Here is a 20,465-nt window from a genome sequence, read left to right as displayed (position 1 = left end):
AGCGCGGTTTCGATACCCGGCAACGCGGCGTCATGGCGAACCCTGTGTTCAAACGATATCACGAGCATCCGGTGCGGCCAGCCGCCAAAGGCGAGCGCCCCGGAATCGTGTCGTGGCTATCGTAGCTTCAAAGGGAAGTGCCGGGACTGTCCAATCCGGCCCATCTAGTGACATATCTGGCCACGTTGACCCTCGGCGCTATTCCGCACGCCAGGACTGGAGACAGCATTTTGTAAAAGACCCCCGATCGCACGCGCACTCATGAGCGCGGTCGGCATTGCCGCACCGCACTGCATCGGCGAAACGAGCCTATCGGAAAACATCGGGCGCAGGATCGTCGAAGCATTCGACCGATAATCCGTATCGGTAGATTTAATCTGCCATGCGCGCGCCAACTGCGTATCTTTAGTGAGTGCCGTTCATCCGCCAAGGAGCGTCAACATGACCCAAGAACTGATTGCCGCCACTTTCGACAATCCGGACATGGCGCAACGAGCCGCCCGCGACCTCCACAATTTCGAAAAAGACGGCGACGGGTTCAAGATCGAAAGCGGCGTGATGGTCGAGAAAGGCGCGGACGGCAAGGCGACCGTACTCGAGCAGTACACCGAATCGTACTGGGGCACGGTCATCGGCGCCGTGACCGGGGGGCTCGTCGGCCTGCTCGGCGGCCCGGCCGGTGCGATTGCCGGGGTAGCTGCCGGGGCCGCTGCGGGACTCGCGGGCCATGCTGTCGAGCACGTGCTCGACAGCAAGCTCACGAGCGCGATCGAAACCGAGTTGCAGGCCGGAAACGTCGCACTGATCCTCGAAACCCGCGAGCCGCCCCTCGACGAGGTTGAAGAAGTCGTCCGGGGCTATGGCGGCCAGATCTTTACGCAGCCGCTATCGTGGTGAGAACTAACGCGCCGCCAGCTCGCGCAGGATCTGCTCGGCCTCCTGCGTGGCCTCGATCCTGAAGAACCACTGCTCGGCGCGGGCCCGCAGCGCCACCCACGAGCGGTCCTGCGGATCGCGCATCATGTGGCCGATGAACCGGCATCCCCGCTCGATCCCGTCACGGTTGGCCTCGGCCTCCGTCAACCACTCCGGTTGCACCGTATCGGGGCTGCAGGTTGCAAAGAGCCGGCCCTCGTGATGGATCTCGACGTGGGCAATCCATCCGCCGAGCCGGTTGCACCTGGACCGCGCGCTAATGTCGAACCCGTAGCACGCGGCTTGTTCGTTCTGTGCCATGGTTGGCTCCTGGTTTGATCGGCGGCGCGACCCGGTGCCATAATGCCCTGTCGAGCATGGCTAAACATCCGGTGAGGGCACAACGATGAAGCGCGAACCCACAGAGCGTGGTCGCGGTTTCCTGCACGACCTGAAGTGGATCGCCATTCTCTGGTGCGTCGGCGTGGGCGGCGCCCTGCTGCTTACGCTTCCATTTCACCTGCTCGTGACCGCGATGATCCACAAGTAGCCTGCGGCCTTCGCCAGACGAGAACCCGCCGGCTCGCCACGCCGCCCCTGAATTCGCGCCGGATGCGAGGCGATGTGCCTGGATGTCCGGCAATCGTAACTCCAAACGCAACAGGCGAAATGTTCACTGCGACCTTCATTGCCCATTCCATTGTCGTTCGCGACTCGCGGCGGCGTGCACGATGCAAGGCGGGAGCGCGCTGCCCGTCGAAACGCAGGCGTTACCTGGAGCTCTGATCCATCATGCAAATCTTCGACGCCTTTCATCTGGCCAGGCTGCAGTTTGCGTTCACGGTTTCGTTTCATATCGTCTTTCCCGCCATCAGCATCGGCATGGCGAGCTTTCTCGCCGTGCTCGAATGGCGCCTTTTGATGACCGGCGACGCGGCCTACAAGGACATGTACCGCTTCTGGTCGAAGATCTTCGCGGTAGGGTTCGGCATGGGCGTCGTCTCCGGCGTGGTGATGGCCTACGAGTTCGGCACGAACTGGAGCGGCTTTGCCCTGGCTGCCGGCAACATCACCGGGCCGCTCCTGACCTACGAAGTGCTCACCGCCTTCTTTCTCGAAGCTGGCTTTCTCGGCGTCATGTTGTTCGGCTGGAATCGCGTGAGTCCGAAGGGGCATTTCTTCGCGACGCTGATGGTCGCGGTCGGCACCCTGATCTCCACGTTCTGGATACTCGCGTCCAACAGCTTCATGCAGACGCCGCAGGGCTATGCCGTCGAAAACGGCCGCCTCGTGCCGGTGGACTGGTTCAAGGTCATCTTCAATCCCTCGTTTCCGTTCCGGCTCGCGCACATGACGATTGCGGCGTTCATCGTCGCCGCCTTCATCGTGGCGGCCTGCGGCGCCTGGCACCTGCTGCACGGGCGGCGCGACGTGCCCGTCAGGCGCAGCTTTTCGATGGCGCTCGGCATTCTGCTCGTGCTCGCGCCCGTACAGATCTTCGTGGGCGACGCGCACGGCCTGAACACGCGCGAGTACCAGCCGGCCAAGATCGCCGCCATCGAAGGGCTATGGGAGACCGAGCACGGCGGCACGGCGCTCAACCTCGTGGGCCTGCCGGACATGAAGGCGGAAGTCACGCGCTACGCCGTGCGGATTCCGCATCTGGGCAGCCTGATCCTCACGCATAGTTGGGACGGCGAAATTCGCGGGCTCAAGGAGTTTGCGCCGCAGGACCGCCCTTACTCGCCCATCATCTTCTGGACCTTCCGGCTCATGGCGGGCCTTGGCATGCTGATGCTGCTGACCGCCCTGCTCGGTCTGTGGCTGCGCTTGCGCGGGCGCCTCTATGAAACGCGCTGGTTCCAGTGGCTCGTGTTCTGCATGGGGCCCTCGGGCATCGTGGCGCTGCTGGCCGGCTGGATCACGACCGAAGTCGGCCGCCAGCCGTGGACCGTCTACGGCGTGGTGCGCACCATCGATTCCGTGTCGCCCATCGGCGCCCAGCAGGCCGGCGTATCGCTGCTGATCCTCGTGATCGTGTATTTCCTCGTGTTCGGCTCGGGCGTCTACTACATGTTGAAGATGATGAAAAAGGGCCCGGCGGAAGGCACCGAAAGCCGCGAATCGCTGAAGCATCCGGGATTGCACAACCGGGCGCTGGACGCCGTGACAGGAGAGTGACGCCATGCAAATCGATCTCCCCGTGATCTGGGCCGCCATCATCGGCCTCGGCGTCTTCATCTACGTGATGCTCGACGGCTTCGACCTCGGCATCGGGCTGCTATTCCCGTTCTTCGAAGGCAAGGGGGAACGCGAGGTCATGCTCAACACCGTCGCGCCAGTCTGGGACGGCAACGAAACCTTTCTCGTGCTGGGCGGCGCCGGCCTGTATGGCGCGTTTCCCGTGGTCTACGCCACGCTGCTGCCGGCCAACTACATGCCGCTCATCCTCATGGTCGTCGGGCTCATCTTCCGCGGCGCGGCGTTCGAGTTGCGCGCCAAGGCCAACCGCACGCAGCACGCGTGGGACCTGGCGTTCATGGGCGGCTCGGCGCTCGCGGCGATGTGCCAGGGCATCGTGCTCGGGTCGCTGCTGCAAGGCATCAAGATTGTCGACGACCGCTTCGCCGGCGACCCGTTCGACTGGTTCTCGCCGTTCAGCGTGTTCTGCGGTTTCGGTGTCCTGATCACCTATGCGACGCTGGCTTGCGGCTGGCTCATTCTCAAGACCGATGGCGAACTGCAGCGCAAGATGCGCCAGTTGATGCGTCCGCTCGCCATCGTGCTGCTCGCGGCCATCGTCATCGTGAGCCTGTGGACGGTGCTGGGCCTGCCAGCCGTCGAGGCGCGCTGGTTCGCCAGCGGCAATCTCGGCTGGTTCCTGCCCGTGCCCGTACTCGTCGTCGCCTGCGTGTGGGGCATCCTGCGCTCCGTGGCGCGCCGCCACGAAGCCACGCCGTTCCTCCTCACGCTCGCGATCTGCTTTCTGGGCTTCACGGGGCTCGTCATCAGCATCTGGCCGAACATCGTCCCGCCCTCGCTCACGATCTGGGAGGCTTCGTCGAGCCATTCCAGCCAGCTCTTCACGCTGGTGGGCACGGTCATCGTGCTGCCGGTCATCCTGGTCTACAACGCCATGCAGTATCGCGTGTTTCGCGGCAAGGTGCGGGAAGGGGATCCGGGCTATCACTAAGCCTTCCCGGGGCGCCGCTAACGTTGAGGGCGCTCCAGGTAATCGCCAAGACGCGCCAGCATCGCATCGCAGCCCGCAAGCTGTGCCGTGCTGATGAATTCGTCGGGCTTATGCCCCTGGTCCATGCTTCCGGGGCCGCAAACCACCGTCGGGATTCCGGCCTGTTCGAACAGCCCGCCTTCGGTGCCGAACGCCACCGTGTCGAACTCCGTCGATCCGGTCAGCAGCGCCAGTAGCCGCGCCGCTTCGCTATCGGGCGGCGTGGCGAGTCCCGGGTAAGCGCTCAGCGACTGGAAACGCACCTCCGTCCCAAGATGCACGGCCCGCATGGCCGGCAGCAAATCGCGTTCCGCATAGCCTTGCAGTTGGTCCGCCACCTCCCGGGCATCGAAATCGGGCAGCGCCCGCACTTCGAAATCGAACTCGCATTCGGCGGGCACGATGTTCAGCGCGCGTCCACCCTTGATCACACCCGTCTGCACGGTCGAATACGGCGGATCGAAACGGGTATCGTGATGTTCGGGCGCAGCCAGTTGGGCTCCGATCTCGTCCAGGCGCCCGATCAGGCGCGCCGCATACTGGATCGCGTTGACGCCATACGGCGCATAGGCCGAGTGGCAGGCGGCGCCCTTCACGTGGCAACGCATCGCGAGCTTGCCCTTGTGGCCCAGCACCGGCTTGAGCGCGGTCGGTTCGCCGATCAGGCAGAGCCGCGGCCGGTGCGGGCGCCGTGCCAGTTCGGCCAGCATCGGCCGCACGCCGAGGCAGCCCGAGTTATCGTCGGAAGTGGTGTATGCGGCGTAGGGAGGAGGCAGGAGAAGGCGGTGGCGATTGATGGAGAATGTTGCTTTCCACGGTAACACTTCCTCAATCGAACTCCACCACCATGGCGAAACATACGCAGGAAACGAGCAGCAGTCAAACAGCAGAACCGCAATTTGAGGGCGCACCCGGCCTGGACGATCTGATCCAGCAAGGGGCGCGGCGGATCATCCAGCAGGCAATCGAGGCGGAACTGGCGGCGATGCTCGAGCAATATTCGAATGTGAAGACGATGGACGGCCGGCGCGCGGTCGTGCGCAACGGCTACCTGCCAGAGCGCGAGATCGTCACGGCGGTAGGCCCGGTGCCGGTCAAGGTACCGAAGGTTCGCGACCGCTCGAGCTCCGGCATCAAGTTCAATTCGACGATCGTGCCGCCCTATGTGCGCAAGTCGCCGCGCGTGTCATCGTCGCTGCCGTGGCTGTACCTGCGAGGCGTCTCAACCGGCGACATGGGCGACGCACTGTCCGAGCTGCTCGGCGAGCAGGCTAAAGGGCTGTCAGCGAGCGTCGTGAGCCGCCTGAAGGCCGCATGGTCAGAAGAGTACGAGAAGTGGAACAAGCGCGACCTGTCCGCCTCGCGCTGGGTCTACTGGTGGGCCGACGGCATCCATACTCAAGCCCGCACAGAGGATTCGGACGGGCAGTGCCTGCTCGTGATCATCGGCGTGAAACCGGACGGCGGCAAGGAGCGCGTTGCGCTCAGCGACGGTTACCGCGAGTCGAAACAGTCGTGGATTGAACTGCTGCTCGATCTGAAAGCGCGCGGCCTGCAGGCGCCGCCACTGCTCGCGGTTGGTGACGGCGCGATGGGACTATGGGCGGCACTCGATGAGGTGTTCCCGCAAACGCGACATCAGCGCTGCTGGTTTCATAAGGTCGGAAATATCCTCAACGCGATGCCCAAATCGCAGCACGGCAAGGCCAAGGCGGCGCTCGCAGAGATCTGGAATGCCGCGACGCGCGCCGATGCGATTGTTGCGTTCAATCAGTTCGTCGACGTGTACGCGGCCAAGTACCCGAAGGCTGTCGAGAAGCTCACGAAGGATCGAGACGCACTGCTCACGTTCTACGATGTCCCTGCGGAGCACTGGCAGCATGTGCGGACCACGAATCCGATCGAATCGACGTTTGCGACGGTACGCCATCGCACGAGCCGCACGCGCAACTGTCTGTCGCGCGCGACCTTCCTGGCGATGGCGTTCAAGCTGATTGAAGCGGCCGGGCAGACCTGGAGGAAGATTCGCAGCGCCGAGAAAATTGATCAGCTTCTGAAGGGCGTTCCGTTCAAAGACGGAAACCCGGTGATTGAAAGCACACCGGCTCCTCAAGCGCTGGCCGCCTGATCATGCCGTCCCGCCCGTACACCACTATTGACGATTGCTCAGGCAGCCCACTTCCTCGTCATAGGAGAAGGCAAGATGCACCGGAAACTGCAAGTCCTGCTCGACAAAGCGCGGCACCGCGGCCAGAACCGACGCGATAAAGCCCTTCATGTCGGCCGTGCCGCGGCCATACAGACGTCCGTCGCGCTCGGTCAGACGGAACGGGTCGAGCGTCCAGTCCTGCCCGTCCACCGGCACGACGTCGGTGTGGCCGGACAGCACGACGCCGCCACGATCCCGCGGCCCGAGGGTCGCAAAGAGATTCGCCTTGGTGCGCCCGGTGTTGTGGAACAACTCGCACTCCACGCCGTATTGCGCCAGGTACTCCTCTATGAATGCAATCAGCGCGAGATTCGAGTCGCGGCTCACGGTGGGGAAACCCACCAGCCGTTCGAGCAGTACCCGGCTTGACGTCTCATTCATCGCCTGGGACTCCGTAGCTCGGCGCGGCAGTGGGGTTCAGCGCCCGCGCAAGATAGTCCTGCATTTGCGGACGGTAGGCCTGCCAGAGACTGTCGAGACGACCGACGGGATCGTCGTCGGCCCAGTCCACGCGCAGGTCGACCATCGGCCACGCCACCTCTCCCATCACCTTCAATGCCGCGGAATGCACGGGCCCGGCTTCGCCGCCCGCCTTCATGGCGCCGTGCATGGCCGCGAGCAGTCGATCCGCGAGCAGGCCCTGCGCGCTTTCGAACGCCTCGACCATCGCGCCGATGACGTGCGCGCCGGCCAGCAGATTACCGGCGGCAACGCATTGCCTGCCGGCCATGGCGTTGTGCGTGCCAAGCGCCTCTTTGCCGCTGAAGAACGCGGTGCGCCCCTGACGGTCGATCACCGTCACCTGCCGGTACTGGCTCCACCGGTCGGCGTCGAGCGCCTGCTGCATGGCGGTGCCGGGCTCGATCTGGTGGTTCTCCAGCAGGTCGAGAATGCGCGGGCCCAGGGCCGGCAAGGTCACGTTCTGGCTCGCCACGACGCCGACACCCGCACGCGCCCAGGGGCAGCGGGCGCCCACCGCGATGCTCGACGAACTGATGGCGATACCAAGCTGTTCGCTTTCGGGGCAGCGTCCGACGATGGAGAAAGTCATGATCGCTGTCCTCGGGCCGGATCCGGTGTCCAGTTATCCGGAATCACCGCAATCACGTCGATCTCCATGAGCCACTGCGGCTGCCCGAGCGCCGACACCACGAGGCCCGTGGAAATCGGAAAGACGCCCTTGAGCCACTTGCCGACTTCCTGATACACGGGCTCGCGATAGCGCGGATCGATCAGATAGGTCGTCGTCTTGACGATGTGCGACAGATCGCTGCCCGCCTCTTCGAGCAACTGCTTGACGTTCTTCATCGCCTGCTCCGCCTGGGCCTGCGGATCGCCAAGACCTACGAGGCGTCCGTCGAAATCGGTGCCCACCTGGCCGCGCACATACACGGTGTTGCCGGCGCGCACGGCCTGGCACAAATCGTTGTCGAGCGACTGATTCGGGTAGGTATCCCGCGTGTTGAACATGCGAATGCGCGTATGCGTCGGCATTAGAAGACTCCCAGTTCGTTGATGTTGTTCGCCTGCGCGGTCCGGCACGCACGGTCGGACGCGGGCGCACGCGGCGCTTCGTCTTCGCGCTGCCCGGGATCGCGATAGGCGAGATACTTGCGTTGCGTGACGATATGGTCGGCAATGTGTCTGGCGTCGTGCCACACGCCCCAGATGAATGCCGAGCCGCGCCGCGACAGCCACGGCAGGCCGAGGAAATAAATGCCCGGCTCGCTCGACACGCCGCGCTGGTGCCGCGGCTTGCCTTTCGCGTCGAAGGCATTCACCTGCAGCCAGCCGTAATCGACGGCGTAGCCCGTCGCCCAAATGATCGACGTGATCCCCGCCTTCGCGAGATCGAGTTCGAGTATTGGATGCGTGAGGCAATCCGGATCGGGAAGCGTGGCGCGTGCTTCCGGTTCCTCCGGCAGATCGACGCCGTTGCGGGCGATCCACGCGTCGGCCGCGTCGAGCAGCGCGCGGTAGTTTTCGTCGCCGCGCGCGATATTGAGCGCGAGGTCCGGCTCGAAGCTCACGACCGGGCCGTCGAACGATTTCGTCAGGCCGACGAGCGTGATGCCCTGATGCGCGAGCCTGCGGAAATCGACCGTATGGCCGCCGCGCGCACCGCTCACGGCGATCGTCACGTGCTCCTTGCCCGGCGTGACGGTCTCCGCGTCCCATTCGCCCAGCACGCCCAGCCACCAGCAAAAATCGCGGTTGCGATACGCGCGCGGCGGCCGGTCGTGCGCCCCCACCGAGAGGTAAACCTGCTTGCCCGCGCGCTGCAGTTCGTCGGCGATCTGCACGCCCGACGAGCCTGCGCCCACCACGAGCACGGCCCCTTCGGGCAATTGGCCGGGATTGCGATAGTCGGCGGAGTGGATCTGCTCGATATTCGCGGCTTGCGGTGCGATCGGCGGAATGACCGGGCGCTGAAACGGCCCCGTCGCCACCACGACGCGCATCGCTTCGACCACGCCCTCGCTCGTTTCGACGGCGAAGCCCGGGCGCCCTTCGTTGCGTACCACGCGGGTCACTTCCACGCCCGTTCGAATGGGCGCGTCGAACTGCTTCGCGTAGGCTTCGAAGTAGTCGGCAATCGATTCCTTCGGCACGAACGCGTCCGGCGCGAAGCCCTCGAATTCCATGCCAGGAAAGCGGTCGTGCCAGGCCGGCCCGTTGGCCACCAGCGAGTCCCACCGGCCCGTGCGCCAACGTTCTGCAACGCGGCTGCGCTCGAGCACGAGGTGCGAGATGCCCAGCCGGCTCAGGTGTTCGCTCATGGCGACACCGGCCTGGCCGGCGCCGACTACGAGCGTGTCGACTGAAATGTTTTCATTTTTCATAGCGTTTTCCTTCTGCCATGCATACCGGCCCATCCGGCCATTTAATAGGTATGCCTAACTATTGATCCGGTTCGCCCACCGTTGGATGACAGACGTGCCCCCCGTCGGGGGCACGATCCGGGGTCGCGATGCTTTGATGCGTTATCGGGCGATCGTCTTTGCCGTTGTGTCGACCGCCTGGCGCATCTTGTCCACCAGTTCGTCGATCTGGGCATGATCGATCACGAGCGGCGGCGCAACGATGAGGCGCCCATTCGTCGAGCGCACGATCACGCCGAGGTCGAAGCCGGCGGAGCGGCTATGCCAGGTCAGATCCGCTTCGTTCGCGAAGCGCTCGCGCGTGGCCTTGTCCTTCGCGAACTGGATCGCCGCCACGGCGCCCACCCCCTGAATTTCGCCAACGAGCGGGTGATCGGCGAACGCGTCGCGCAGCGCCTTCTGCAGATACGGTCCGGTATCGGTCTTCGTCCGCTCGACGAGCCCGCCGCGATCGAGCACGTCGAGATTCGCGAGCGCGACGGCGGCGGCGACCGGGTGCCCCGAGTAAGTCAGACCATGGGCATAGACGCCGCCCTTCTCGACGAGCGCCTCGCCCACGCGCCGGCTCATGATGAGGCCGCCCATCGGCACATAGCCCGAGGTCAGGCCCTTGGCCACGCAGATCAGGTCCGGCTCGAAGCCGAAATGACGGTGCGCGAACCACTCGCCCGTGCGCCCGAAGCCACCGATCACCTCGTCGGCGCAGAGCAGCACGTCGTATTGACGGCAGATGCGCTCGATCTCCTGCCAGTAGCCGTCCGGCGGGAAGATCATGCCGCCCGCGCCCTGGAACGGCTCGGCGACGAAGGCGGCGACGCGGTCCGCGCCCAGTTCGAGAATCTTGCGTTCGAGCGAGAGCGCCGCCGCTTTGCCGAACGCCTCCGGCGTGAGGTCGCCGCCATTGGCGTACCAGTAGGGCTCGTCCACGTGCGTGATGTTCGGAATCGGCAGGTCGCCCATTTCGTGCATGAAGGCCATGCCGCCCAGCGAAGCGCTGCCCACCGTCGAACCGTGATAGCCGTTCACGCGGCCAATCAGCACCTTCTTCTGCGGCTTGCCCATCACGTCCCAGAAACGGCGCACCGTGCGGATCAGCACCTCGTTCGACTCGGAGCCCGAGTTCGTGTAGACGACGTGCGAGAAGCGATCGCCCAGCAGCGAGAACAGCTTCTCCGAGAGTTGAATCACCGCAGGATGCGTGGTGTGAAAGAACATGTTGTAGTACGAAAGTTCTTTCATCTGCCGCGAGGCCGCGTCGATCAGTTCCTGGCGGCCGTATCCGACATTGGTGCACCACAGCCCGGACATGCCGTCCAGATAGCGGTTGCCGTCGTTGTCCCAAAGGTGGACGCCCTCGCCCCGCACCATCACGCGCGGCCCTTCCTCGTTCAGGGCTTTCTGATCGACGAAGGCGTGCAGGTGGTGCGCGGCATCGCTCTGTTGATAGTCGCGCGTCGTGCGCTGCGGCAAGTCGTGTGCATTCATTTTTCCAGACTCCAATGGATAAGGCGGTTTGATCCGGGGCGCATTCACCAGGTGATCCAGGTGGTCTTCAGGCCCGTGTATTTGTCGAGCGCGTGCAGCGAGAGATCGCGGCCGAAGCCCGACTGGCCGAAGCCGCCGAACGGCGTCTGGGCGCTCAGCGCGTCGACCGTGTTGACGGACACCGTGCCGGCGCGCAGGCGCTGCGAGACGCGATGGGCGCGCGCGAGGCTGCCGGTCCATACCGAGGCGGCAAGGCCGTAGATCGAATCATTTGCGAGCTGCACCGCTTCGTCTTCGCTGTCGAACGCGAGCACCGAAAGCACCGGGCCGAAGATCTCTTCGCGGGCGAGCGGGTTGTCCGCCTTCACGTCGACGAAGATCGTCGGCTCGACGAACAGGCCCTTGCCGTTCACGAGCGGCGCACCGCCTCCGGTGGCGAGCGTCGCGCTCTTGCGCCCGCGCTCGATCCATTCGAGCACGCGCGCATGCTGCGCCTGATCGACGATCGCTCCCATGCCGCTCACGGGGTCGAGCGGATCGCCCGGGTAGAAGTCGCGCGCGCAGGCAACGAGCCGCTCGACGAACGCGTCGTGTATCGAACGCTGCACGAAGAGGCGCGAGTTCGCCGAACAGACCTCGCCCTGATTGAAGAAGATGCCGAAGCAGGCCTTGCGCGCCGCAAGGTCCAGGTCGTCCGTGTCTTCGAACACGAGGTTGGGGCTCTTGCCGCCGCATTCGAGCCAGACCTGCTTCATGTTCGACTGGCCCGCGTATTCGAGAAACTTCTTGCCGATCGCCGTCGAACCCGTGAACGCGAGCACATCGACATCGGGGTGCATCCCGAGCGCGCGGCCGGCGGTTTCGCCGAAGCCCGGCACGACGTTCAGCACACCGGCCGGCAAGCCGGCTTCGAGCGCCAGTTCGGCAAGACGCAGCGCCGAAAGCGGCGACTGCTCCGCGGGCTTGAGCACCACACTGTTGCCGGCCGCGAGCGCCGGCGCCACCTTCCACGCAACCATATCGAGCGGGAAATTCCAGGGCACGACGGCGCCCACCACACCCAGCGGCTCGCGCGTCACGATCGCGAGATTGCCGGGATCGGTCGCGGGCACCTCGCCGGAGAGTTTGTCCACCGCTTCGCCGTACCAGGCGAACAGGCTGCCGGCAGCCGGCACGTCGATGTCGAACGCGTCGGCTACGCGCTTGCCCATATTGAGCGAGTCGAGCAGCGCGAGCTCGCTGCCGTGCGCGGCGATCAGTTCGCCAAGACGGCAGAGCACGAGCTTGCGTTGGCCCGGCGTGGCGCGCGACCAGACGCCGGCCGCGAACGACGCGCGGGCGGCGCGCACGGCGTCGTCCACGTCGGCGGCGTCGCACGAGGCCACCTCGGCAATCGCCGCGCCCGTGGCGGGATCGATCGCCGTGAAGGTCTTGCCGCTGCGCGCGGGCACGAAGCGGCCGCCAATGTGAGCCTGGGTTCTCGGGGAGACGTCCGCGGCAAGACGTTGCCAGTCGGCGTAGCTGCGCACCGTTGCTGTTGCTGGATTCACGAAGACTCTCCTGTTAGTGGATACCTCCGGCGGCTCCGCTACCGCGACCGTCGAAAGCCATGAGCGCACTGTGCCTGGGCAAAAAGAGAACATAAAGAACGGAATTTCTGGCTAGTGCATCGTTTTTTTCTATGCAATTCCGAATGACCATGGGGGCATTGCATGTTGCACCTTTCATTTGCTGCAGCACGCCATTTTCCTGAATAGCCAAAACCTATGCATGGACTAAGAAAACTATTTTTTTACCCCTTATTGGCCGGTGCTACGCTTCAGCCGTCGTTCGCAATGCACCGCCCGTTGAACGAGGGCCGTGCTCAACGCGGGACCAACCGGCGCCGGGCCGATTCGCTGCCCGCGCCACCCTACGCGGCAGTGCCATCGAGTGAATGCAATGAAGGATGCAATGAGCGGCATGAACGAGATCGACGATTTCCTGAAGAAGCATCGCGTCACCGAAATCGAGGCGATCATTCCCGACATGTCCGGGATCGCGCGCGGCAAGATCATCCCCCGCAGCAAGTTCGAAGCGGGCGAGTCGATGCGCTTGCCGCAGGCGGTGATGATCCAGACCGTCACGGGCGACTACCCCGAAGACGGCACGCTGACCGGCGTGACCGACCCCGACATGGTGTGCGTGCCCGATCCTTCGACGCTGCGCATCGTTCCCTGGGCCGTCGATCCCACGGCGCAAGTGATTCACGACTGCATGCACTTCGACGGCACGCCCGTTGCGATCTCGCCGCGCCACGTGCTGCGCCGGGTGCTCGCACTCTATGACGCGAAAGGCTGGACACCGGTGGTGGCGCCGGAACTCGAGTTCTATCTGGTCGACACGAACCGCGACCCCGATCTGCCGCTGCAGCCGCCCGTAGGCCGCACCGGCCGCCCGGAAACGGGCGGGCAGTCGTATTCGATCGAGGCCGTCAACGAATTCGATCCCTTGTTCGAAGACATCTACGAGTACTGCGATATTCAGGACCTCGAAGTCGACACGCTGATTCACGAAGTCGGGGCCGCGCAGATGGAAATCAACTTTCTGCACGGCGATGCGCTCAAGCTCGCCGACCAGGTGTTCCTCTTCAAGCGCACCGTGCGCGAGGCGGCGTTGCGGCACCAGATGTACGCGACGTTCATGGCCAAGCCGATGGAAGACGAACCCGGTTCCGCGATGCACGTCCATCAGAGCCTGATCGACGCGCAGAGCGGCCGCAATCTCTTCAGCGAGCCCGGCGGCAAACCCAGCGCCCTCTTTCACTCGTATATCGCGGGTCTGCAGACCTACACTCCCGCGCTCATGCCAATCTTCGCCCCCTACATCAATTCGTATCGCCGCCTCTCGCGCTTCATGGCGGCGCCGATCAGCGTGCAATGGGGTTACGACAATCGCACCGTGGGTTTTCGCGTGCCGCATTCGTCGCCCGCCGCCCGCCGCGTGGAAAACCGCATTCCCGGCGTGGACTGCAATCCGTATCTGGCCATCGCCGCCACGCTGGCCGCCGGCTATCTGGGCATGACGCAAGGCCTCGAGCCCACTGTCCCGCTGACGAGCGACGGCTACCGGGAGTCGTACGAGCTGCCGCGCAACCTCGAAGAGGGGCTCGCGCTGATGCGGCGCGCCGACCCGCTGAAGGAAATGCTGGGCGAGGCGTTCGTCAAGGCCTATGTCGCCCTCAAGGAGACCGAATACCAGGCGTTCTTCCGCGTGATCAGTTCGTGGGAACGCAAGCATTTGCTGCTGCACGTCTGAAGATTCGCACTTTCACGCCGCTTCGAACCGGCTTCTCGAGCCTTCTCGAGCCTTTTCAAGCATTACCCGCTTTTACACGAGCCACAGCGAGCCCACGCGCCCGCTTCTTCATTTTAGGGAAAACACTATGATTAGCTATCCTTACTGGTGCCGTATTCGTCCCGCCATTACGGCCACCTCGCTGGCCACGCTGGCGAGCCTTGGCGCACTCCAATGCGCACCGGCCAGTGCGGCGGACACGCAGATCAACGTCTACAACTGGTCCGACTACATCGGCAAGGACACGATTCCCGACTTCGAGAAGCAGACGGGCATCAAGGTCAAGTACGACAACTACGACAGCGACGACACGCTGCAAGCCAAGCTGCTGGCCGGCAGCTCGGGCTACGACATCGTCGTGCCCACGTCGAACTACATGGCGAGGCAGATCCAGGCCGGCGTCTATCTGAAGCTCGACAAATCGAAGCTGCCGAACCTCTCGCATCTCGATCCGGCCATCATGAAGATCATTGCCGAGGCGGACCCCGGCAACCAGTACGCCGCGCCCTATGCTTACGGCACCGACGGCATCGGCTACAACGTGGAAGCGGTCAAGAAGGCGCTGGGCGACAACGCGCCGGTGAATAGCTGGGCGCTCGTGTTCGACCCGGACAATCTTTCGAAGCTCAAGAGCTGCGGCGTGTCGTTCCTCGACCAGGCCGTGGACGTATTCGCCGCGACGCTGCAGTACATGCACAAGGACCCGAACAGCACGAACCCGTCCGACTATCAGGCCGCTTTCGAAGTGCTGAAGAAAGTCCGCCCGTATATCACGCAGTTCAACTCGTCGGGCTACATCAACGACCTCGCGAACAACGATATCTGCGTGACCTTCGGCTGGTCCGGCGACGTGGGCATCGCGCGCCGCCGCGCGGCCGATTCGAAGCGCAGCTACGAGATCAGGTTCGCCAACGCGAAGGAAGGCGGCCTCATCTGGTTCGACAGCATGGTGATCCCGAAGGACGCGCCGCATCCCGAAGCCGCGCTCGCCTGGATCAACTACATCGAGGATCCGAAGGTCAACGCACAGATCACGAACGAAGTGTTCTACCCGACCGCCAACAAGGCTGCTCACCAGTTCGTGACGCCGGCCGTGGTTCAGGATCCGACCGTGTACCCGCCGGAAGACGTTCTGAAGAAGATGACGCTGATGAAGCCGATGCCGGCCGACATCCTGCGTCTGGAAAACCGTCTGTGGGCGCAGCTCAAGACGGGTCACTGATTGCGCAAAACCCCTGAAGGAGAGTGAAGGAGACAGTGCGCCGGAGGGATCGCTCGACCTCTCCGCGCCATCAGTCGTAGTCCGAAGTCCGGTTGCGCGCGCCGCGCCCTTTTCCCCTGACGACGCGCGCAACCCCCAACGAGCTCCGTTCGCAGTACTTATTTCGCGAGTCGCGTCATGCGCCCCGTGCGGGACCGTTCGCGCCTGCGATCAGACAGGAACCAAGGTTACATCATGAAATCGACGCCACAAGTCAACGCCAATCCGGCCGCGGGTGCATCGGGCACCAAGGCCACCACCAACGACGCGTTCGTCCGCATCGAAAACGTCGTCAAGAAGTTCGGCGAGAGCACCGCGGTGGACAACGTGAGCCTGAGCGTCGCGAAGAACGAACTCTTCGCCCTGCTCGGCAGCTCCGGCTGCGGCAAGTCCACCCTGCTGCGCATGCTCGCCGGGCTCGAAACCGCCACCTCCGGGCGCATCTACGTCGACGGCGAAGACCTCGCGACGCTGCCTCCCTACCGGCGTCCCGTCAACATGATGTTCCAGTCCTACGCCCTCTTCCCCCACATGAGCGTCGAGGCCAACGTCGCCTTCGGCCTCAAGCAGGAAGGCACGCCCAGGAACGAGATCAGGGAGCGCGTCGCCGACGCCCTGAACCTCGTGCAGATGAGCCGCTACGCCCAGCGCAAGCCCCACCAGCTCTCCGGCGGACAGCAGCAGCGCGTCGCGCTCGCCCGCTCGCTCGTCAAGCGCCCCAAGCTCCTGCTCCTCGACGAGCCCATGTCCGCACTCGACAAGAAGATCCGCCAGAAGACCCAGCTCGAACTCGTCGGCATCATCGACAAGGTCGACGTCACCTGCGTCATGGTCACCCACGACCAGGAAGAGGCCATGACCATGGCCAACCGCCTCGCCGTCATGAGCGAGGGCCGCATCGTGCAGACCGGCACGCCCTCCGACGTCTACGAATTCCCCAACAGCCGCTTCTCCGCCGAATTCATCGGCTCGACCAACCTCTTCGAGGGCAAGGTCGTCGAGGACGAGCCCGACCACATCTTCGTCGAGAGCGGGGACCTCGAAACGCGCATGTACGTCAGCCACGGCATCACCGGGCCGCTGGGCATGCCCGTGGGCATCTCGGTGCGCCCCGAGCGCGTGCGCGTCACCCGCGAGAAGCCCGGCACGCCCCACAACTGGGCACGCGGCGTCGTCTCCGACGTCGCCTACATGGGCAGCTACTCGCTCTACCACGTGCGCCTGCCCGGCGGCAAGGTGGTCGTCTCCAACCTCTCCAGCTCGCACCTCATGAGCGAGGGCGCGCCCGCCTGGAACGACGACGTCTACGTCTCCTGGTCGCCCGCCAGCGGCGTCGTGCTCACGCAATGAGGAAGAGGACACCATGAGTACTTCCCTGCCCTCCACCCATGCCTCTGCCGCTTCCGGCGGCGCGCTGCGCGTCTTCTCGCGCCTGTTCTCCCGCTTCGTGCCCTCCGGCCGCACCGCCGTCATCGGCGTGCCCTTCCTCTGGCTCACGCTCTTCTTCGCCGTGCCCTTCGTGCTCGTGTTCAAGATCAGCTTCGCCGACCAGATGATGGCCGTGCCCCCCTACACCAACCTCGTCGGGATGAAGGACGGCGTCGTCCATTTCGCCCTGCAGCTCGGCCACTACGCCTTCCTCCTCCAGGACGACCTCTACATCGCCACCTACATCAGCTCCCTGAAGATGGCGGCCGTCTCCACCCTCCTGTGCCTGCTCATCGGCTACCCCGTCGCCTACTACATCGCCCGCTCGAACCCCGCCACCCGCAACCTCCTCATGATGGGCGTCATGCTGCCCTTCTGGACCTCCTTCCTGATCCGCGTCTACGCCTGGATCGGCATCCTCAAGGACGACGGGCTCCTGAACCACGCCCTCATGGCCATCGGCCTCATCCACTCGCCCCTGCGCCTCTATCACTCCGACGCGGGCGTCTACATCGGCATGGTCTATTCCTACCTCCCCTTCATGGTCATGCCCCTCTACGCCCACCTCGTCAAGATGGACCTCACCCTGCTCGAGGCCGCCTACGATCTCGGCGCGAAGCCCTGGGTCGCTTTCACCCGCATTACGCTGCCGCTCTCGAAGAACGGCATCATCGCCGGCAGCCTGCTCGTGTTCATCCCCGCGGTGGGCGAGTACGTGATCCCCGAACTGCTCGGCGGCGCCGACACCCTCATGATCGGCCGCGTGATGTGGGACGAGTTCTTCAACAACATGGACTGGCCGATGGCCTCGGCCGTCACGGTGGCGATGGTGCTGCTGCTGCTCGTGCCGATGGCCCTCTTCCAGCACAACCAGGTCAGGCAACTGGAGCAAGGCAAATGATCAGGCCCAACCGCACCCTCTCCACCGGTGTGCTTACACTCGGCTTTCTGTTCCTGTACATCCCGATCATCAGCCTCGTGGTGTATTCCTTCAACGAATCGAAGCTCGTCACCGTCTGGTCGGGCTTCTCGCTGAAGTGGTACGCCGCGCTCCTGCAGGACGACGAACTGCTCAACGCCGCGTGGCTGTCGCTGAAGATCGGCCTGATGACCGCGTTCGCCTCGGTCGTGATCGGCACGTGGTCGGGCTATGTGCTCGCGCGCATGGGGCGCTTCCGGGGTTTTGCGCTCTTCGCGGGCATGATCAACGCGCCGCTGGTGATTCCCGAGGTGATCCAGGGCATCTCGCTGCTGCTGCTGTTCGTGGCGATGGAGCAGTTCCTGGGCTGGCCGAAGGGCCGGGGCGTGCTGACCATGTGGATCGGCCACGTGATGCTGTGCGTCTCGTACGTGGCGATCATCGTGCAGTCGCGGGTCAAGGAGATGAACCGCTCGCTGGAGGAGGCCGCGCTCGATCTGGGCGCGACACCCTTCAAGGTGTTCTTCGTGATCACGCTGCCGCTGATCTCGCAGGCGCTCATCTCGGGCTGGCTGCTCTCGTTCACGCTCTCGATCGACGATCTGGTGCTCTCCGCGTTCCTCTCGGGCCCGGGCTCGACCACGCTGCCGCTGGTGGTGTTCTCGCGGGTGCGCCTGGGGCTCAATCCCGAGATGAATGCGCTGGCCACGCTCTTTATCAGCGCGGTGACGATCGGGGTGATCGTGGCCAACCAGATCATGATGGCCCGCGAGAAGAAACGCATGCGCGACATGCAGATGGCCTTCATCCAGCCCGATCCGGCCGGGGCGGAGCCGCCTGCCGCGCCGGTGGGCGCCGTGGGGGCGCCGCTGGGACGCCGCGCGGCGTGATTCGCGCCTGATTCCGGCGCGCTCCGGGTCGGGTTGCGATCCAGCCACGGCCCGAACCGCAAGCACCCGCAGGGCCTGAGAGACATCCGAACCTGTATCCGTAGTACACCGAAGCACAACCCGAAGCACAAAGCGAAGCGACAGCGCACGGTCCACGTGCGGAAGAAGGGCGGGCGGTCCCGGGGACGGACTGCACGCCGACGGGGGTTTGCGCACCCCATGCCGAAGTCTTTGCAGGAACGACCCACAAGGAGAATGTTGATGAGGAAGAAGTTAATCTGTCTGCTGGTAGCCGGAGCCCTGCCAGGCCTGGCCATGGCCGATACGACCAGCGACCAGATCAAGGCCCTGCAGCAGGAACTCAGTTCGCTGCAGAAAGAAGTGAAATCGCTGAAGACGGAGCTCGCGCAGTCGAAGAACACGAAGGCCACGGCGCAGACCGCAGCGGCAGCAGCACCGGTAGCCGCCGCTCCGGCCCAGGAAGTGGACGCCTCCTCGCCCGGCTACGGCAAGGCGCCCGCGCACCTGACCAACGACGATCTCGACGCCATCAAGCAGCAGGTCGCCAACCAGCAGCTCAAGGTCGATTCGCTCTCCGACGCGGCCAACACCGGCCCCATCGCCGGCCTCTCGATCACCGGCTACATCGACCCGAGCTACATCTACAACCGCGCCGCGAGCACCTCGTCGTTCCTCTTCGCGAACCACGAAAGCTCCTATAACTACTTCAACAGCACCTTCGGCGACCTCTACCTCGACATCAAGAAGACCTTCGGGGTCGGACCGATGGCGCCGTCTGCCGAAGTCACCCTCATGCCCAACCGCGGCAACGGCATCACGCTGCTGCAGAACGAGCACGGCAGCACCGGCGACGACATCCTGAACACCGCCGTCATCACCGTGCCGGTCACCGCCACGGGCACCTTCGTCGCGGGTCTGATGCCCAGCTTCGGCGGCTACGAGGTGCAGCAGTCCAACCAGATGCTCACCCTCACCCACGGCCTGCTCTACGACTTCTCCGATCCGGGCAGCTACGTGGGCGTGGGCTGGAACTGGTCGCCCGACGGCAGCAACTGGGCGTGGAAGTTCATGGTCGGCAACGAGCAGTACCGCACCTACGGCTCGGTCACGCAGACGGGCACCAACGCGCTGGGCGACCCGATCACCACCAGCAACAAGATCCCGACCTTCACGGCCCGCACCGACTACACGTGGTCCAGCGCGCTGGATATCGGCGGCTCGTTCAACATCGGACGCCAGACGCTCTCGAGCGCCACCAACGCCGACGGCCAGGTGGTCTACGGACCGGGTGGCCAGGCGACGAGCTCGGGGGGCTACTTCTTCTTCGGCGAGGCCGATGCCACCTACACGCTCGCGGACACGCAGTACAACGCCGAAGTGGACTACGGCCAGCAGCAGCGTGCGGCGTACAACGGCGGCAACGCGCAGTGGTACGGCCTGTCGCTGCTCGCGCACCACAAGTTCAACGCTCCGGTGGTGGGCCGCATGGGCGTGACGGCGCGCTACGACGTGCTGGCCGACGGCAAGAACGGCGGCGGGGGCGGCGGCATTGCGCTGAACGGCAACGGCATGGACCCGTACAACGGCTTCGGCATTGGTTCGGAGTGCCTTGCGAATTCGCAGGCCAACGGCGGTCTGGGCTTCGACTGCAAGGGCGCCACCCGCCAGGACGTGACGCTGGACCTGCTGTTCTATCCGACGCAGCAGATCACGGTCAAGGTGGAGTATCGCCACGACTGGGCCACGCAGCAGGTGTTCCTGCGCAGCGACGGTTCGTACAGCAGGAACAACGACCTGCTCGGCGCGCAGTTCATCTACTCGTTCTGACGAGAGCGCGCCTGATGCGTGCGTCGATACCCCGCCGGCACCGCCATGCCGACGGGGCAT

17 protein-coding genes and 2 pseudogenes are annotated in these 20,465 nt (G+C 64.5%); 11 read left to right on the top strand and 8 right to left on the bottom strand.

Annotation, left to right across the window (positions count from 1 at the left end):
* The first annotated feature begins 441 nt into the window (after positions 1–441).
* On the top strand, positions 442–897 hold the full coding sequence (locus tag WJ542_RS25710) for a DUF1269 domain-containing protein (RefSeq protein WP_411192279.1): 456 nt from the start codon (positions 442–444) through the stop codon (positions 895–897).
* Between the two features lie 3 nt (positions 898–900).
* Here the strand turns inward: WJ542_RS25710 and WJ542_RS25705 are convergent, their stop codons facing one another.
* The gene (locus tag WJ542_RS25705) at positions 901–1,236 is read right to left on the bottom strand and encodes a DUF6566 family protein (protein ID WP_411192278.1); all 336 of its coding nucleotides are present in this window, start codon (positions 1,234–1,236) and stop codon (positions 901–903) included.
* Between the two features lie 85 nt (positions 1,237–1,321).
* Between WJ542_RS25705 and WJ542_RS25700 the strand changes: the two genes are divergently transcribed.
* The 3 genes from WJ542_RS25700 to cydB all read left to right on the top strand — a co-directional run bounded on the left by WJ542_RS25700 (position 1,322) and on the right by cydB (position 4,108).
* Positions 1,322–1,465 carry a hypothetical protein gene (locus WJ542_RS25700; protein WP_411192277.1) on the top strand — a complete coding sequence of 48 codons (144 nt, stop codon included), beginning with the start codon at positions 1,322–1,324 and terminating at the stop codon, positions 1,463–1,465.
* Positions 1,466–1,707: 242 nt separating this feature from the next.
* A complete protein-coding gene (locus WJ542_RS25695; RefSeq protein WP_411192276.1) occupies positions 1,708–3,096 on the top strand; it encodes a cytochrome ubiquinol oxidase subunit I in 1,389 nt (462 codons plus the stop codon).
* Between the two features lie 4 nt (positions 3,097–3,100).
* On the top strand, positions 3,101–4,108 hold the full coding sequence (gene cydB, locus WJ542_RS25690; RefSeq protein WP_411192275.1) for a cytochrome d ubiquinol oxidase subunit II: 1,008 nt from the start codon (positions 3,101–3,103) through the stop codon (positions 4,106–4,108).
* A 17-nt stretch (positions 4,109–4,125) separates the two neighbouring features.
* On the opposite strand, the pseudogene WJ542_RS25685 reads toward cydB, so the two are convergent.
* Positions 4,126–4,884, bottom strand: a pseudogene (locus tag WJ542_RS25685) (M20/M25/M40 family metallo-hydrolase); the annotation flags it as partial.
* Between the two features lie 110 nt (positions 4,885–4,994).
* On the opposite strand from WJ542_RS25685, the gene WJ542_RS25680 reads away from it, so the two are divergent.
* Positions 4,995–6,275 (top strand): IS256 family transposase, encoded by a 1,281-nt coding sequence (locus tag WJ542_RS25680; RefSeq protein WP_411188333.1) that lies wholly within the window; start codon positions 4,995–4,997, stop codon positions 6,273–6,275.
* A gap of 30 nt (positions 6,276–6,305) precedes the next feature.
* On the opposite strand, the pseudogene WJ542_RS25675 reads toward WJ542_RS25680, so the two are convergent.
* The 6 genes and pseudogenes from WJ542_RS25675 to WJ542_RS25650 form a co-directional block, all read right to left on the bottom strand.
* Positions 6,306–6,737, bottom strand: a pseudogene (locus WJ542_RS25675) (M20/M25/M40 family metallo-hydrolase); the annotation flags it as partial.
* On the bottom strand, positions 6,730–7,407 hold the full coding sequence (locus tag WJ542_RS25670) for a DUF1028 domain-containing protein (protein WP_411192274.1): 678 nt from the start codon (positions 7,405–7,407) through the stop codon (positions 6,730–6,732). The gene WJ542_RS25670 and the pseudogene WJ542_RS25675, both read right to left, overlap by 8 nt.
* Positions 7,404–7,850: a RidA family protein gene (locus tag WJ542_RS25665; protein ID WP_411192273.1), complete on the bottom strand. Its 447-nt coding sequence runs from the start codon at positions 7,848–7,850 to the stop codon at positions 7,404–7,406. Before WJ542_RS25665 ends, WJ542_RS25670 begins: the two co-directional genes overlap by 4 nt.
* Positions 7,850–9,199, bottom strand: coding sequence for a flavin-containing monooxygenase (locus WJ542_RS25660; protein WP_411192272.1), 1,350 nt, complete (start codon positions 9,197–9,199; stop codon positions 7,850–7,852). Before WJ542_RS25660 ends, WJ542_RS25665 begins: the two co-directional genes overlap by 1 nt.
* A 141-nt stretch (positions 9,200–9,340) precedes the next feature.
* Positions 9,341–10,723: an aspartate aminotransferase family protein gene (locus tag WJ542_RS25655; RefSeq protein WP_411192271.1), complete on the bottom strand. Its 1,383-nt coding sequence runs from the start codon at positions 10,721–10,723 to the stop codon at positions 9,341–9,343.
* Between the two features lie 44 nt (positions 10,724–10,767).
* Positions 10,768–12,273 (bottom strand): aldehyde dehydrogenase, encoded by a 1,506-nt coding sequence (locus WJ542_RS25650; RefSeq protein WP_411192270.1) that lies wholly within the window; start codon positions 12,271–12,273, stop codon positions 10,768–10,770.
* A 412-nt stretch (positions 12,274–12,685) separates the two neighbouring features.
* Between WJ542_RS25650 and WJ542_RS25645 the strand changes: the two genes are divergently transcribed.
* From WJ542_RS25645 to WJ542_RS25620, 6 genes are all read left to right on the top strand, one after another.
* Entirely contained in the window at positions 12,686–14,020 is a 1,335-nt protein-coding gene (locus tag WJ542_RS25645; protein ID WP_411192545.1) for a glutamine synthetase family protein, read from the top strand.
* A gap of 127 nt (positions 14,021–14,147) precedes the next feature.
* The gene (locus WJ542_RS25640) at positions 14,148–15,281 is read left to right on the top strand and encodes a polyamine ABC transporter substrate-binding protein (protein ID WP_411192269.1); all 1,134 of its coding nucleotides are present in this window, start codon (positions 14,148–14,150) and stop codon (positions 15,279–15,281) included.
* Between the two features lie 234 nt (positions 15,282–15,515).
* A complete protein-coding gene (locus WJ542_RS25635; protein WP_411192268.1) occupies positions 15,516–16,670 on the top strand; it encodes an ABC transporter ATP-binding protein in 1,155 nt (384 codons plus the stop codon).
* A gap of 13 nt (positions 16,671–16,683) precedes the next feature.
* On the top strand, positions 16,684–17,649 hold the full coding sequence (locus tag WJ542_RS25630; protein ID WP_411192013.1) for an ABC transporter permease subunit: 966 nt from the start codon (positions 16,684–16,686) through the stop codon (positions 17,647–17,649).
* Positions 17,646–18,557 (top strand): ABC transporter permease subunit, encoded by a 912-nt coding sequence (locus tag WJ542_RS25625; protein WP_411192012.1) that lies wholly within the window; start codon positions 17,646–17,648, stop codon positions 18,555–18,557. Before WJ542_RS25630 ends, WJ542_RS25625 begins: the two co-directional genes overlap by 4 nt.
* A 261-nt stretch (positions 18,558–18,818) precedes the next feature.
* On the top strand, positions 18,819–20,405 hold the full coding sequence (locus WJ542_RS25620) for a DUF3138 family protein (RefSeq protein ID WP_411192011.1): 1,587 nt from the start codon (positions 18,819–18,821) through the stop codon (positions 20,403–20,405).
* Positions 20,406–20,465 lie beyond the last annotated feature (60 nt).

The sequence above is a fragment of the Paraburkholderia yinzeri genome (assembly GCF_046581065.1).
In the GTDB taxonomy this organism is placed as follows: Bacteria; Pseudomonadota; Gammaproteobacteria; order Burkholderiales; family Burkholderiaceae; genus Paraburkholderia.
The sequence above is the reverse complement of the archived record's forward strand: the minus strand, read 5'-3'. Positions and strand labels throughout refer to the sequence as shown.

What these genes read in the sequence shown, in the direction of transcription:
- WJ542_RS25710 (WP_411192279.1), top strand. Translation starts at nt 442, where the DNA reads ATGACCCAAGAACTGATTGCCGCCACTTTCGACAATCCGGACATGGCG.
- WJ542_RS25705 (WP_411192278.1), bottom strand. Translation starts at nt 1,236, where the DNA reads ATGGCACAGAACGAACAAGCCGCGTGCTACGGGTTCGACATTAGCGCG.
- WJ542_RS25700 (WP_411192277.1), top strand. Translation starts at nt 1,322, where the DNA reads ATGAAGCGCGAACCCACAGAGCGTGGTCGCGGTTTCCTGCACGACCTG.
- WJ542_RS25695 (WP_411192276.1), top strand. Translation starts at nt 1,708, where the DNA reads ATGCAAATCTTCGACGCCTTTCATCTGGCCAGGCTGCAGTTTGCGTTC.
- cydB (WP_411192275.1), top strand. Translation starts at nt 3,101, where the DNA reads ATGCAAATCGATCTCCCCGTGATCTGGGCCGCCATCATCGGCCTCGGC.
- WJ542_RS25680 (WP_411188333.1), top strand. Translation starts at nt 4,995, where the DNA reads ATGGCGAAACATACGCAGGAAACGAGCAGCAGTCAAACAGCAGAACCG.
- WJ542_RS25670 (WP_411192274.1), bottom strand. Translation starts at nt 7,407, where the DNA reads ATGACTTTCTCCATCGTCGGACGCTGCCCCGAAAGCGAACAGCTTGGT.
- WJ542_RS25665 (WP_411192273.1), bottom strand. Translation starts at nt 7,850, where the DNA reads ATGCCGACGCATACGCGCATTCGCATGTTCAACACGCGGGATACCTAC.
- WJ542_RS25660 (WP_411192272.1), bottom strand. Translation starts at nt 9,199, where the DNA reads ATGAAAAATGAAAACATTTCAGTCGACACGCTCGTAGTCGGCGCCGGC.
- WJ542_RS25655 (WP_411192271.1), bottom strand. Translation starts at nt 10,723, where the DNA reads ATGAATGCACACGACTTGCCGCAGCGCACGACGCGCGACTATCAACAG.
- WJ542_RS25645 (WP_411192545.1), top strand. Translation starts at nt 12,686, where the DNA reads ATGAACGAGATCGACGATTTCCTGAAGAAGCATCGCGTCACCGAAATC.
- WJ542_RS25640 (WP_411192269.1), top strand. Translation starts at nt 14,148, where the DNA reads ATGATTAGCTATCCTTACTGGTGCCGTATTCGTCCCGCCATTACGGCC.
- WJ542_RS25635 (WP_411192268.1), top strand. Translation starts at nt 15,516, where the DNA reads ATGAAATCGACGCCACAAGTCAACGCCAATCCGGCCGCGGGTGCATCG.
- WJ542_RS25630 (WP_411192013.1), top strand. Translation starts at nt 16,684, where the DNA reads ATGAGTACTTCCCTGCCCTCCACCCATGCCTCTGCCGCTTCCGGCGGC.
- WJ542_RS25625 (WP_411192012.1), top strand. Translation starts at nt 17,646, where the DNA reads ATGATCAGGCCCAACCGCACCCTCTCCACCGGTGTGCTTACACTCGGC.
- WJ542_RS25620 (WP_411192011.1), top strand. Translation starts at nt 18,819, where the DNA reads ATGAGGAAGAAGTTAATCTGTCTGCTGGTAGCCGGAGCCCTGCCAGGC.